The 13,484-nt window shown below is 73.7% G+C and carries 9 protein-coding genes; all 9 read right to left on the bottom strand.

The features are described 5' to 3' along the window. The 9 genes from cydD to ABT014_RS07110 all read right to left on the bottom strand — a co-directional run bounded on the left by cydD (position 1) and on the right by ABT014_RS07110 (position 13,271). Positions 1-3,483, bottom strand: a complete 3,483-nt coding sequence (cydD, locus tag ABT014_RS07150) for a thiol reductant ABC exporter subunit CydD (RefSeq protein ID WP_350637642.1) — start codon at positions 3,481-3,483, stop codon at positions 1-3. A gap of 13 nt (positions 3,484-3,496) precedes the next feature. Beyond that, positions 3,497-4,513 (bottom strand): cytochrome d ubiquinol oxidase subunit II, encoded by a 1,017-nt coding sequence (gene cydB, locus ABT014_RS07145; RefSeq protein ID WP_350637641.1) that lies wholly within the window; start codon positions 4,511-4,513, stop codon positions 3,497-3,499. 12 nt (positions 4,514-4,525) lie between these two features. Beyond that, positions 4,526-6,067: a cytochrome ubiquinol oxidase subunit I gene (locus tag ABT014_RS07140; RefSeq protein ID WP_350637640.1), complete on the bottom strand. Its 1,542-nt coding sequence runs from the start codon at positions 6,065-6,067 to the stop codon at positions 4,526-4,528. Between the two features lie 280 nt (positions 6,068-6,347). Continuing rightward, a complete protein-coding gene (locus tag ABT014_RS34580; RefSeq protein WP_502894891.1) occupies positions 6,348-7,415 on the bottom strand; it encodes a sensor histidine kinase in 1,068 nt (355 codons plus the stop codon). A gap of 688 nt (positions 7,416-8,103) precedes the next feature. Beyond that, positions 8,104-8,892 (bottom strand): response regulator transcription factor, encoded by a 789-nt coding sequence (locus ABT014_RS07130; RefSeq protein WP_502894890.1) that lies wholly within the window; start codon positions 8,890-8,892, stop codon positions 8,104-8,106. 330 nt (positions 8,893-9,222) lie between these two features. Next, positions 9,223-9,882, bottom strand: coding sequence for a hypothetical protein (locus tag ABT014_RS07125; protein ID WP_350637638.1), 660 nt, complete (start codon positions 9,880-9,882; stop codon positions 9,223-9,225). Between the two features lie 28 nt (positions 9,883-9,910). Further along, positions 9,911-11,113: an ABC transporter permease gene (locus ABT014_RS07120; RefSeq protein ID WP_350637637.1), complete on the bottom strand. Its 1,203-nt coding sequence runs from the start codon at positions 11,111-11,113 to the stop codon at positions 9,911-9,913. Continuing rightward, positions 11,110-11,886: an ABC transporter ATP-binding protein gene (locus tag ABT014_RS07115; protein ID WP_350637636.1), complete on the bottom strand. Its 777-nt coding sequence runs from the start codon at positions 11,884-11,886 to the stop codon at positions 11,110-11,112. Before ABT014_RS07115 ends, ABT014_RS07120 begins: the two co-directional genes overlap by 4 nt. Beyond that, on the bottom strand, positions 11,886-13,271 hold the full coding sequence (locus tag ABT014_RS07110; RefSeq protein WP_350637635.1) for an efflux RND transporter periplasmic adaptor subunit: 1,386 nt from the start codon (positions 13,269-13,271) through the stop codon (positions 11,886-11,888). Before ABT014_RS07110 ends, ABT014_RS07115 begins: the two co-directional genes overlap by 1 nt. Positions 13,272-13,484: the final 213 nt, after the last annotated feature.

Here is a 13,484-nt window from a genome sequence, read left to right as displayed (position 1 = left end):
TCAGCCCACCGCCAGCAGGGTGTCCGCCCGCCGCTCGCGCTCGCGCATGGCGGCCAGCCGGCCGCCGGGCCGGGCGGCCAGCTCGGAGAACCGGCCCCGCTCCACCACCTCGCCCTGCTCCAGCACCAGCACCTCGTCCACGCTGCGGTCGTCCAGGCCGGCCAGCCGGTGGGTGATCAGCAGGGTGGTCCGGCCCTCGGTGGCGGCCAGCAGGTCGGCGGTGAGGGCGTCGGCGGTGGGCAGGTCGAGGTGTTCGGCGGGCTCGTCCAGGATCAGCACCGGGAAGTCGGCGAGCAGGGCGCGGGCCAGCGCGAGCCGCTGGCGCTGGCCGCCGGAGAGCCGGGCGCCGTGCTCGCCGACCATGGTGTCCAGGCCCCGCGGCAGGGTGTCGACCCAGTCCAGCAGCCGGGCGCCGGCCAGTGCGGCGCGCAGTTCGGCCTCGTCGGCGCCGGGCCGGGCGAGCCGGAGGTTCTCGCGCAGCGAGCTGTCGAAGACGTGGGCGTCCTGGGCGCACAGGCCGATCACGCGGCGCAGCTCGTCGCCGGACACCGCCCGGCTGTCCACAGCCTGTGGACGGCCGGCGGCCAGGGTGACCCGGCCGTCGCGCTGGTCGAGGAAGCGCAGCAGGACCTGGGCCAGGGTGGTCTTGCCGGAGCCGGACGGGCCGACCACGGCGATCCGGCGGCCGGGGGTGAGGTCGAGGTCGAGTCCGTGCAGCGCGTCCCGGTCCTGGCCGGGCCAGCGGGCGGTGAGGCCGCGGACGGCGATCGGCAGCGCCGGTGCGGGTACGGGCTGCGGCTCGGCGGGCTCGGTGACCGGTTCGGGAGCGGTCAGCAGCTCGTCCAGCCGGGCCCGGGCGGCCCGGCTGCGCGCGCGGTACCGGGCGGCGGTCGGCATCCCGGCGACCGCCTCGAAGGCGGCCAGCGGGGTGAGCACCACCAGGGCCAGGCAGACCCCGGGGAGCGTGCCGGCGGCCACCCCGTGCACCCCGGCGGCCGCGGTGGCGGCGACGGTGAGCCCGGTGACCAGGGCGACCAGGCCGGCCGAGGCTCCGGCGCCGGCGGCCGAGCGGGCGGCGAGCGCGGTCAGCTCCCGGTCGGCGGCGCGGGCGGCGGCCAGCCGGGCGGGCAGGGCGCCCGCCACGGTCAGTTCGGCGGTGCCGGTGAGGGTGTCCACCACGGCGACCGCCAGCGCGCCCCGGGCGGGGGACTGCTGACGCTCCGCCCGGCCGGACAGCAGGGTGCCGAGGGCCGGTACGGCGGCGCCGGCCAGCAGCAGGCCGAGCGCGAGCAGCCCGCCGGCCAGCGGCAGGAAGGCGGCGAGGGCGGCGGCGGAGCCCAGCGAGACCAGCACGGCGACGGCGGCGGGCAGCCGCCAGCGCAGGTGGTGGTCCTGCATCGCGTCCACGTCGGAGACCAGCCGGGCCAGCAGGTCGGCCCGGCGGAAGGCGGGCAGTCCGCCCGGCGCGAGCCGCTCCAGGCGGGCGTACACAGCCGTCCGTACGCCGCCGAGTGCCTTGAGCACCGCGTCGTGCGCCACCAGCCGCTCGGCGTACCGGAAGACGCTGCGGCCGATGCCGAAGGCCCGGACGGCGGTGACCGCCATCATCAGGTAGAGCACCGGCGGCATCTCGGAGGCCCGCGCGATCAGCCAGCCGGAGGTGGCCATCAGCGCGACGGCGCAGCCCAGGGCGAGCGATCCGAGCAGGACAGCGAGCGCCAGCCGGGGGCGGGTCGGGGTGGCCACCGGTACGGGCGGCGCCGGGTCCGCCGCGCGGGCCCCGGCCCCGGCCGCGGGGGCGCCCGGTGCGGGTGCGGGCACCGGCACCGGCTCAGCAGCGGCCGGCGCCGGGCCGGCCAGGTGGTGGCGCCGGTCGGCGACGGCGAGCAGGGCCGGCCGGTGGGCGACCAGCAGCACGGTGCGCCCGGCGGCGAGCGCCCGGACGGCGTCCACCACGGCGGCCTCCGCGGCGCCGTCCAGGTTGGCGGTCGGCTCGTCCAGCAGCACCAGTGGGCGGTCGGCGAGGATCGCCCGGGCCAGCGCGATCCGCTGCCGCTGTCCGGCCGACAGGCCCGCGCCGTCCTCGCCGAGCACGGTGTCGAGCCGGGCGAAGTCGAGCGCCCGGGCGGCGTCGAGGGCTGCCGTGACCTGCTGGTCGGTGGCCCCGGGCCGGGCCAGCCGGACGTTCTCGGCGACGGTGCCGGCGAACAGCTGGGGACGCTGGGGCACCCAGGCGATCTGCCGGCGCCAGCCGTCCGGGTCGAGTTCGGCGAGGTCCCGGCCGTCGACCAGGACCTGGCCGGCGGTGGGCCGGGTGAAGCCCAGCAGCACCGAGAGCAGGGTGGACTTGCCGGCGCCGCTGGGGCCGGTGAGCGCGGTGGTGGTGCCCGGTTCCAGGGTGAGGGTGGCCCCGTCCAGCGCCGGGGCGCCGCGGCCGTGGACGGCGACGGTGACGCCGGCCAGCGTGATCACCGCCGCGCCGGCGGCCGGGGCGGGCCGGGTGCCGGCCGCCGGGAGCGGGGTCTCCAGCACCTCGAAGATCTCGCCGGCGGCGGTCAGCCCCTCGACGCTGGAGTGGTAGAGCGCGCCGACCTGACGGATCGGCAGGTAGACCTCGGGGGCGAGGACCAGCACCAGCAGGCCGGTCTCCAGGTCGAGGGTGCCCTCGACCAGCCGGAAGCCGATGGAGACGGCGACCAGCGCGACCGACAGGGTGGCCAGCAGCTCCAGCGCGAAGGAGGAGACGAAGGCGATCCGCAGGGTCCGCAGGGTGGCCCGGCGGTACTCGTCGGTGATCCGCGCGATGGTGCGGGCCTGGGCCTTGGCCCGGCCGAAGACCTTGAGCGTGGGCAGGCCGGCGACCACGTCCAGGAAGTGGTGGGAGAGCCGGGCGAGGCCCTCCCACTGGCGGTCCATCCGGCTCTGCGTGGCCAGGCCGATCAGCACCATGAACAGCGGGATCAGCGGCAGCGTGCCGGCGATGACGGCGGCCGAGCGCCAGTCCGCGCCCAGGATCCGGGCCAGCACCACCGCGGGGACGACCACCGCCAGCGCCAGCTGCGGCAGGTAGCGGGCGAAGTAGTCGTCGAGGGCGTCGACCCCCCGGGTGGCCAGTGCGGTCAGCTCGCCGGTTCGCCGGCCCGCCAGGTAGGACGGGCCGAGCGCGGTGGCGTGCTCCAGCAGCCGGCCCCGCAGGGTGGACTTCACCCGGGCCACCGAGCGGTGCGCGGTCAGTTCGGTGAGCCAGGCGACCGCCGCCCGGCCGGCCGCGGTCGCGGCCAGCAGGAGCAGCGGGCCGGTGAGCGCGTACTCGTGGCGCTGGAAGGCGCGGACCACGATCTCGGCGATCAGGCTCGCCTGGACCACCAGCAGGATCGCGCCCACCGCACCGAGCAGCACGGATCCGGCGAGGAACGCGCGGGTGGTACGGGCGTGCGCGAGCAGTCTCGGGTCGACCGGCCGCAGCCGCTGCTGACGCTCCATCGGTGCGGGCCTCTCAGTGCTCGGCGGCGGGCTGGGCGGCCGGGATGTGCTGGACGCCGATCCGCCGGCGGAACACCCAGTACGTCCAGCCCTGGTAGAGCAGCACGATCGGGGTGAAGACCGCCGCGACCACGGTCATCACCTTCAGGGTGTAGGGCGAGGAGGCGGAGTTGGCGGCGGTCAGCGAGTAGGCCGGGTCCAGGGTGGAGGGCATCACGTCCGGGTAGAGCGACAGGAAGAGCATCCCGACGGCGGCCACGATGGTCAGCCCGGAGAGTGCGAACGCCCATCCCTCCCGGCCGAGTTGGTTGGCCGCCAGGGCGCCGAGCAGGGCCGCCACCGCGATCACCAGGGCGGTCAGGCTCCACGCGTCGCCGCGGTGCGCCTGGGTCCAGACCAGGAAGACCAGCGCCAGGACGGCGGTGGCCAGCCCCAGCCCGAGCGCCTGGGCGCGGGCCCGCTCGCGGATGTCGCCCACCGTCTTGAGCGCGGCGAACACCGCGCCGTGGAAGGTGAACAGCACCAGCGTGACCAGGCCGCCGAGCAGCGCGTACGGGTTGAGCAGGTCCCCGAGTCCGCCGACGTAGTTCTTCTCGCGGTCGATCGCCACGCCGTGCACGATGTTGGCGAAGGCCACGCCCCACAGGAAGGCGGGCAGCAGCGAGGTCCAGAAGATCGCCAGCTCCCAGTTGCGCTGCCAGCGCTCGCCGGTGCGCTTGGCCCGGTACTCGAAGGCCACCCCGCGCACGATCAGGCAGACCAGGATCACCAGCAGCGGGATGTAGAAGCCGCTGAACAGCGTGGCGTACCAGTCGGGGAAGGCCGCGAAGGTGGCCCCGCCGGCGGTGAGCAGCCAGACCTCGTTGCCGTCCCAGACCGGGCCGATGGTGTTGATCAGGACCCGGCGTTCGACGGTACCGCGGGCGAGGGTGCGGGTCAGGATGCCGATGCCGAAGTCGAAGCCCTCCAGGAAGAAGTAGCCGATCCACAGGACGGCGATGAGGAGGAACCAGAAGTCGTGGAGGTGCATGCTCGTCCGTCCTCAGTACGCGAAGGCGAGGGGCTTGTCGGCGTCCTCGTCCGAGGACGGGCCGCGCAGGGTCGGGTCCTTGGCCGGTGGCTCCTCGGAGCTGACCGGGCCGGCCTTGGCGTACTTGACCAGCAGCTTCACCTCGACCACGGCGAGCACCGCGTAGAGCAGGGTGAAGGTGGTGAGGGCGCCGATCTGGGTGCCGATGCCGACGTTGGGGGAGACCGCGTCGGCGGTGCGCATCAGGCCGAACACCACCCAGGGCTGGCGGCCCATCTCGGTGAAGATCCAGCCGAAGCTGTTGGCGACCAGCGGGAAGCCCATGGTGAGGATGCCGATCCGCCAGCTCCACTTCGTCAGCAGCGGGCTGAACTCGCGCGTCCTGGTGAGCATCAGTTTCGGCGGTTCGTCCTCGGCGGTGCGGTGTTCGGGGTCGAGCCAGAACCTGCGCCGGGTGGTCCACAGGCCGATCAGGGCGGCCACGAAGGAGGTCATCCCGAAACCGATCATGAGGCGGAAGCCCCAGTAGGTGACGAAGATGTTCGGGATGTAGTCCGAGGGCTGGCCGCCGTAGCGGGCCGCCTCCGCCGCGGCGGTGTCGTTGATGCCGGGGACGGGCGAGCTGAAGTTGCTGTTGGCCAGGAAGGACAGTATCCCGGGGATCTCCAGCTCGACCGAGTTGTGGCCCTCGTTGACGTTGCCGACCGCGAAGATCGAGAACGGCGCCGGGTCCTGGGTGTCCCAGAGCGCCTCGGCGGCGGCCATCTTCATCGGCTGCTGCTCGAACATCACCTTGGCCAGGGTGTCGCCGCTGAGCGCGGTGCCCAGCCCGCCGAGCACCGCGATCACCAGGGCGACCCGCAGCGAGGTGCGCATGGCCGCGGTCTTGCGGCGGTCCGTCTCCTTGCCGCGCTTGGCCCGCCACAGGTGGTACGAGGCGATGCCGACCATGAAGGCGGCGCCGGTCAGGAAGGCGGCGGTCATGGTGTGGAAGACCTGCACCAGGGTGGTGTTCTGGAACAGCACCCGGCCGATGTCGGTGAGCTGGGCCTTCCCGGTGGCCGGGTCGATCCGGTAGCCGACCGGGTGCTGCATCCAGGAGTTGGCGGCCAGGATGAAGTAGCCGGAGAGCACCGTGCCGATCGCCACCATCCAGATGCAGGCACAGTGGATCTTCTTCGGCAACCGGTCCCAGCCGAAGATCCACAGGCCGATGAAGGTGGACTCGAAGAAGAACGCGATCAGCGCCTCCATCGCCAGCGGGGCGCCGAAGACGTCGCCGACGAAGCGCGAGTAGTCGGACCAGTTCATCCCGAACTGGAACTCCTGGACGATGCCGGTGACCACGCCCATCGCGATGTTGATCAGGAAGAGCTTGCCCCAGAACCGGGTGGCGTGGAAGTACTTCTCCTTGCCCGTGCGCACCCAGGCGGTCTGCAGCCCCGCCACGATCGCGGACAGGCTGATGGTCAGGGGGACGAAGAGGAAGTGGTAGACGGTGGTGACTCCGAACTGCCACCGCGCGACGGTCTCGTGAGCGATTGCTAGCTCCACTGCGCCCTCTCTCTGCTCTGCTGGGCCTGCCCTGTTCCACCTCATTGCGGACAAACGGCATGACTAGCACGAAACCGGTACCAGCCCCACCAAGCTTGTCCGCTTGTGAACGTGAACACGTTCACAAGCTCAGTATCCACCATGCTTATCCGGGTTCGAACAGGGGGTGGGGACATCGAGGACCGGATCGGTCAAGCCGATGATCGGACCGCCGGGCCGGGTACGACAAGACCGCTCCGGACCGCCCGCTTGGACGGTCGGGCCCTTGACAGAACGCCCGTCAGCGCTGGTGCGGCAGCTGCACCCGGAAGGCGGCGCCCCGGCCGGGCGCGGTGTCCAGGGTCAGCGCACCGCCGTGCGCGCGCACCAGGGCGGACGCGATCGCCAGCCCGAGCCCCGCACCGCCGCCCTCGTGCCGGCTGCGGGAGGCATCCACCCGGTAGAACCGTTCGAAGACCTGCACGGCCTGACCCGGACTCAGGCCCGGTCCCTGGTCGGCGACCTCCAGCAGGCAGCCGCCGTCCACCGTGCCGACCCCGATCCGCACGGCCGTGCCGGACGGGGTGTGCTTGACCGCGTTGCCGACCAGGTTGGTCACCACCTGGCGCAGCCGGGCCTCGTCGCCGAGCACCGGTGCGGGCTGCGGGGCTCCCGTACCGTCCGGGCCGGTGAGCGCGACCGGGCGGCCCGGATCGAGCGCCGTCAGGTCGTGCAGCGCGTCGGCCGCCAGCGTGCGCAGGTCCATCGGTTCGAGGTCGAGCGGGCGCTCCTCGTCCAGCCGGGCCAGCGTCAGCAGGTCCTCGACCAGACCGCCGAGCCTGACCGCCTCGCTCTCGATCCGGTCCATCGCCCGGTCGGTGTCGGACAGCGCGCCCATCCGGTGCAGTTCGGCGAAGCCCCGGATACCGGCCAGCGGGGTGCGCAGCTCGTGCGAGGCGTCCGCGACGAAGCGCCGCATCCGCGCCTCGGAGGCGGCCCGCGCCGAGAAGGCGGACTCGATCTGGCTGAGCATCCCGTTCAGCGCGGTCGACAGCCGGCCGACCTCGGTGCGCTGCCCGAGGTCCGGCATCCGGTGCGACAGCTCGCCGGAGGCGATCCGCTGAGCCCCCTGCTCGATCTTCCGCAGCGGCCGCAGCCCGGCCCGGACGGCGAACGCGCCCAGCCCGGCGATCCCCAACAGCACCACGCCGCCGATGGTCAGGAAGGTGGTGCGCAGCCGGCCCAGCACCGCGTCCACGTCGTCCAGCGAGACCGCGACCAGCAGGTAGCTCGGGGCGGCGGCGGCGAACTCACCGGCCGTGGCGCCGGTGGCGGTGGCACCGGGAGTACCGGCGCCCAGGCGTTGCATCGGCAGCACCAGCACCCGCCAGCTGCCCTCGCCGCGCTCCCCCGGCACGGTGAAGCAGGTGCCGTCCCACTCGGCGATCGCCGCCGGCGTCAGCCGGGCCACCTTGGGCAGCGGGTCGGTGTCGTCGATCGGCTGCCGGTAGATGTCCTGCACGGCGGCGTCGGCGGCCAGGTACTGGACCACGTACTGGCTGGGCAGGAACGGGCCGGAGCGCCGGGCGGCCAGCGCCCCGGGGCCGCCGCCCTGCGCCCACTGGTCGGTCTGGGCCTGGGCGGCCTGGCTCGGCGCGAACTGGCCCTGCCCGCCCTGGCCCTGCCCGGACTGGCTCTGGCCGCCCTGCGCCTGACCGTTCTGCGCCTGACCGTTCTGGCCGGAGCCGGTCTGCGCCTGACCCGAGGGCGCCTGGCCCGGCTGGCCCTGACCTGGCTGGCCCTGCCCCGACTGGCCCTGGCCGCCCGCCCGGGGGCCGACGCCCTGGCCGGGCGGCCCGGCGAAGCGGCCGGGGGCGCGGCGGGTGAGCGGCTGGGCGAAGCGCTCCAGTTGCTGGTCGGCCCGGTCCACCAGCTGGACCTTGACCGCTCCCAGCACCAGGGTGTCGCTCACCACCAGCCCGGTGGTGACCAGCAGCAGGGCCAGCACCAGCAGCCGGGAGCGCAGCGAGAGCCGGGCGAAGAACCGCACGCCGCCGTCAGCCCTGCGGGGGCCGGCGCAGCGCGTACCCGATCCCGCGCACCGTGTGGATCAGCTTGGGCCCGTGCGCCGCGCCGGAGTCCAGCTTGCGGCGCAGGTACGAGATGTACGACTCGACGATCGACAGGTCGCCGCCGAAGTCGTAGGCCCAGACGTGGTCGAGGATCTGCGCCTTGGAGACCACCCGGCCGACGTTGGCGAGCAGGTAGTGCAGCAGCTTGAACTCGGTCGGCGAGAGCGAGACCGGGACGCCCGCCCTGGTCACCTCGTGCGCCAGCGGGTCGAGCACCAGGTCGGCGACGACCAGCCGGCCGTCCTCGGCGGGCCCGCCGGCCCGGCGCAGGATCGCCCTGATCCGGGCGATCAGCTCCTCCAGGCTGAACGGCTTGGTGACGTAGTCGTCCGCGCCGACCGCCAGGCCCTGCACCTTGTCGCCGGTGCCGTCCTTGGCGGTGAGGAAAAGCACCGGGACGTGCTCGCCGCCCTGCGGCCACTGGGTCTGCTCGCGCAGCCGCTGCACGACCGCGAAGCCGTCCAGGTCCGGCAGCATCACGTCGAGCACCACCAGGTCGGGGCGCTCGGCGGCGACCGCGGCGAGCGCCTCCTCGCCGGTGGCCGCCGAGGCGACCCGGAAGCCGGAGAACCGGAGCGAGGCGGAGAGGAGTTCCCGGATGTTCGGCTCGTCGTCCACGACCAGCAGGAAGGCCTCGCCCGAGGTGCCGCCGGCGCCCGGGGCGGTGGAGACGCCCGTGCCGCCGGCCGGCTGCGCTGTCCCTGACACGGTGATCCGCCTCCCGGTGGGTCGATGGTTGCTCATCGGACGATAGCCCGGGGAGGCTACGCGCGGTTGATGAAGGTTGGATTAAACCTCTGCGCGAGCGGTTCAGGCCAACTCGGCGGCGCGGCGGACCGCGCCGCCGGGAGTCGTCCGGGGGCATAGGGCGTGTTTGCAAAGTCGCGTCGGATCAGGCCGCGGTGTTGGGCGCCCGGCTGGGCGTGCGCCCGGATCGCCCTCGTACTGGGTCGTACTTGGGTGATCCGGGCGTGCGTCCAGCCGGGATGCCCGGCGCCGCGGACCCGGCGGGACTTTGCAAACGCGCCCTCCGACGGGGGCGGCTCAGTTGCCGCCGGTGCCACCGCCCGTGCCGGCCCCGCCGGTGCCGGCGCCGCCCGCCGCACCGCCCCGGCCGCCGAAACCGCCGGGGAAACCGGCCGCGCCGCCCTCGGTCAGCTGGGTGGCCGTGAAGCCGCCGTCCGCGGCCTTGCTGCCGACCACGGTGACGCTCTGGCCCGGCTGCAGGTCGGCCACCTTGCCGTCCTTGTTCAGCGTGACCTTCGTCGCATCGCCGGTGGTGACCTTCACGGTGTTGCCGGCGGCGTCGGTCAGGTAGACGGTCGTGCCGTCCACCTGCTTGACCGTGCCGCGGGTGAAGCCGGCGCCCTGGCCGTTCTGGCCGCCGCCCTGGCCGTTCTGCCCCTGGCCGTTCTGACCGCCGCCCTGGCCGTTCTGGCCCTGGCCGAAGCCGCCGCGGCGGCCGGCGTTCTGGCCGTTCTGGCCCTGGCCGCCCGCGGTCGCCCGCTGGCCGCCGGCCGGGGCGTTGTCCTTCTGGTACCAGACGCCGCCGGCGAAGGACAGCACGGCTATCACGCAGCCGGCCAGCGCCAGGGTCGGCCAGGGCAGCTTGCGGCGCGGCGGGGCGGCCAGCTCGGCGCTGATGTCGCGGGCGTCCGGCGCGGTCGCCAGCACCTCGGTCGGGGACTCGTTCTCGGTGGACATGCGGGGCACTCCTGATCCGTCTAGGGGTTCACTCGTGACGCAGGGCGTCGATCGGGCGCAGCCGGGCCGCCCGGTTGGCGGGGTAGCTGCCGAAGAACAGGCCGATCGCCACGGCGATGCCGAAGGCGCCGAGCACCGACTCGGGGATCACCACCGGCTTGATGCCGACGATGCTGAAGTGCGAGCCGATCAGGCCGGCCAGCACGCCGAGGCCGGCGCCCAGCACCGAGAGCAGGGTGGATTCCACCAGGAACTGGCCGAGCACCACCGCGCGGGGCGCGCCGAGCGCCTTGCGGATGCCGATCTCCCTGGTCCGTTCGGTGACGGTGACCAGCATGATGTTGGTGATCCCGATCCCGCCGACCAGCAGCGAGATCGCGGCGACCGCGCCGAGCAGCACGGTGAAGGTCTGGGTGGTGCTCTCCCGGGCGGTCAGCAGCGAGGACTGGCTGCTGATCCGGAAGTCGGCCTTGGTCGGATCGGCGATGGCGTGGGTGCCGAGCAGGATCCGGCTGACGTCGTCCTGGGCCTCGGTGGTCCGCTCGGCGGAGACCGCCTGCACCAGGATCTGGTTGACCGAGCCGAAGCCGGTGAAGGCGTTCTGCACGGTGGGCAGCGGGGCGACGACCACGTCGTCCGGGTCGTTGAACCCGGTGCTGCCCTTGGCCTGGAGCACGCCGACCACGGTGAACGGGGTGGAGCCGATGGTGATCCGCTTGCCGACCGCGTCCTCGGTGTCGAACAGCTGCTTGGCGGTGGCCGAGCCAAGCACCGCCACCTTGCGGGAGTTGAGGACGTCGTCCTCGGAGAAGTAGTCGCCGTGCGCGACCTTCTGGTTGGCGGTCTCGAAGTACGCGGGGTAGGTGCCCACGATCGAGCCCGGCTGGTACGAGATGTTGCCGTAGAGCGCGGTGGCGGTGGTGGTGACCACCGGGGCGACCGACTTGATCGCCGGGGCGTCGGTGGCGGTGGCGAGCGCCTTGGCGTCCTCCACCGTCAGCTTCTTGGCGGCCGTCGCCGATCCGCGGGCGCCGTTGGCCGACACCGTCAGCGAGTTGGTGCCGAGCGCGGTGATCGAGTTCTTGACCGCGACCGAGGAGCCGTTGCCGACGGCCAGCAGCACGATCACCGCGGCGACGCCGATCAGCACGCCGAGCATGGTGAGCGCCGAGCGCACCTTGTTGGCCGCCAGTCCGCCGAGCGCGAACCGGAGCATCTGCCAGAACATCATGCGCCCACCTCCACGCCGAGCGCGGGCGGCGGACCGGCCACCTTCGCCTGCCGGACGTCGCTCACGATGTCGCCGTCCACCAGCCGGACCACCCGCTTGGCGTGCCGGGCGACCTCGTCCTCGTGGGTGATCAGCACCACCGTGCGTCCGGTGGCGTTCAGTCCGTCGATGATGGACAGCACCTCCTCGGTGGAGCGGCTGTCCAGGTTCCCGGTGGGCTCGTCGGCGAGCAGCATGGCCGGTGCGGTGACCAGGGCGCGGGCCACCGCGACGCGCTGCTGCTGGCCGCCGGAGAGCTGGTTGGGCTTGTGCCCGGCCCGTTCGGCGAGACCGACCATGGCGAGTGCGGCCAGGGCCCGGCGCCGGCGCTCGGCGGCGCGCACGCCCGCGTAGGCGAGCGGCAGCTCCACCTGGGCGAGCGCCGTGGTGCGCGGCACCAGGTTGAAGGACTGGAAGACGAACCCGATCTTGCGGTTGCGCACCAGCGAGAGCTGGCCCTCGTCCAGGTGCCCGACGTCGATGCCGTCCAGCAGGTAGCGGCCGGAGGTCGGGACGTCCAGGCAGCCGAGGATGTTCATCAGCGTCGACTTGCCCGAGCCGGAGCTGCCCATCACCGCGACGAAGTCGCCCTGCTCGATGTCGATGCTGACGCCGAGCGGCTCGCCGGTGCCCGGCGCGGACGGGCCGCGCAGGGCGTGCACGACGGCGTCGCCGTGGCCGTAGGACTTGATCACCCGGCGGATCTGGATCACCGGGGGCTGCTGCTCGGTCATCAGCCGCGGCCCCCGCCGCCGGTACGGGTGGTGCCGCCACCGGTGCCGCCGCCGAAGCCGCCCACCGCGCCGGCCCCGCCGACGCCCCCGGTGCCGCCGGCGCCGGGGAAGCGACCGCTGGGGAAGCCGTTGCCGGTCCCGGCGGTGGTGCTGGTCAGCTCGACCTGGTCGCCCTCGGCGAGACCGTCCACCACCTGCACGGTGGCGTCGCCCTCGACGCCGACGGTCACCGCGACGCGCTCGGTGCTGCCGTCCGGCTGCACCTTGGTGGCCGTCCGGCTGGTGCCGGTGCCGGCCAGCGCCGCGGTCGGCACCGACAGCGCGTTGTCCGCCTCGCCGGTGACCACCGAGATGGAGGCGCTCAGGCCGGTGCGCAGCTTGCTGGTGTCGCCGCTGATCTGCAGGGTGGCGCCGTACTGCACCGCGCCGGAGGAGCCGCTGGACGTGCTGGGCAGCGAACTGACCGACAGCACGGTGGCGTTGAGCTTGGTGTCGGACTGCGCGTTCAGGGTGACGGTGGCCGCCTGGCCCTTCTTGAGCTTCAGCGAGTCCAGTTCGGAGAAGGCGGCGGTGACCTGCATGCCGGTCGGGTTGGTGAGCACCACGAAGCCGCTGGGCGCGGTCGAGGTGGTGCCGGAGGACTTGGCGGAGCCGCTGCCGGTGGAGCCGGAGCCGCCGGTGCCGGAGGAGCCGGTGCCGGAGACCGTGTCGCCGACCTTGCCGCCGATCGAGGCGACCGTGCCGTCCGAGGAGGCGGTCAGCGTGGTGCCGGCCAGCGCGGCCTTCGCGTTGGTGAGGGTGGTCTCGGCCGCGTCCACCTGCTGCTGGGCCTGGGCGACCTGGGCCTGGTCCACCTTGGTGGTGGTGACCGTGGTGGTCTGCGGGGCCGGGGTCGCGCCGCCCGAACCGGTGCCCGAGCCCGAGCCGCCGCGCCCGGAGCCGGCCGAGCCGGTGGCGCCGCCGGAGGGCAGCTGCTTGGTGGTGGTCACGGTCTCGCCGGCCTCGGCCTTGGTGAGGTTGGCCTCGGCGGTGGTGAGGGCCGAGCCCGCGGCGTTCACCTGCTGCTGGGCGGCGGTGGTGTCGACCGTGGCGAGCACGTCACCGGCCTTCACCGTGTCGCCGACGGCCACCTTGACCGCGGTGACCCGGCCCCCGGTGGTGAAGTCGAGGCCGGCGTCGGACGGCGAGGCGAGCGTGCCGGAACCGGACACGGTGGCCAGGACGGTGCCCTTGGCCACGGTCGCGGTGCGCACCGAGGACTTGCTCGCGGCCGAACTGGTGCCGCCGTCGAGGGTGGTGTACGCCAGCGCGGCCCCACCCAACAGGGCCACACCGAGCGCGGAGTTGAGGAGGACGGCACCACGCCGTCGCGGGAGGACCTTCATGCCGCACAGCTTCGCGCCGCGCCCTTTCGGCAACCTGGGCCCCGGCTGGGAGTTCGCTGACCGCCGCTATGCCCGCAAGCCGCTGGATTTCCGGCACCGGAGGGCCGTTCCAGGGCGGATGCTGACCGATTGTTGGTCCAGCTCCCAGGAAACTCCCAGCGCTTCCCGGTCCGCTCCTCACCTCGCCGCGCGCCACCGGGCCGGTCCGCGCGG

Source organism: Kitasatospora sp. NPDC094015 (assembly GCF_040304075.1).
Classification (GTDB): Bacteria; Actinomycetota; Actinomycetes; order Streptomycetales; family Streptomycetaceae; genus Kitasatospora.
This window is presented reverse-complemented; position numbering and strand designations above follow the sequence as displayed.

What these genes read in the sequence shown, in the direction of transcription:
- cydD (WP_350637642.1), bottom strand. Translation starts at nt 3,483, where the DNA reads ATGGAGCGTCAGCAGCGGCTGCGGCCGGTCGACCCGAGACTGCTCGCG.
- cydB (WP_350637641.1), bottom strand. Translation starts at nt 4,513, where the DNA reads ATGCACCTCCACGACTTCTGGTTCCTCCTCATCGCCGTCCTGTGGATC.
- ABT014_RS34580 (WP_502894891.1), bottom strand. Translation starts at nt 7,415, where the DNA reads ATGCAACGCCTGGGCGCCGGTACTCCCGGTGCCACCGCCACCGGCGCC.
- ABT014_RS07125 (WP_350637638.1), bottom strand. Translation starts at nt 9,882, where the DNA reads ATGTCCACCGAGAACGAGTCCCCGACCGAGGTGCTGGCGACCGCGCCG.
- ABT014_RS07120 (WP_350637637.1), bottom strand. Translation starts at nt 11,113, where the DNA reads ATGATGTTCTGGCAGATGCTCCGGTTCGCGCTCGGCGGACTGGCGGCC.
- ABT014_RS07115 (WP_350637636.1), bottom strand. Translation starts at nt 11,886, where the DNA reads ATGACCGAGCAGCAGCCCCCGGTGATCCAGATCCGCCGGGTGATCAAG.
- ABT014_RS07110 (WP_350637635.1), bottom strand. Translation starts at nt 13,271, where the DNA reads ATGAAGGTCCTCCCGCGACGGCGTGGTGCCGTCCTCCTCAACTCCGCG.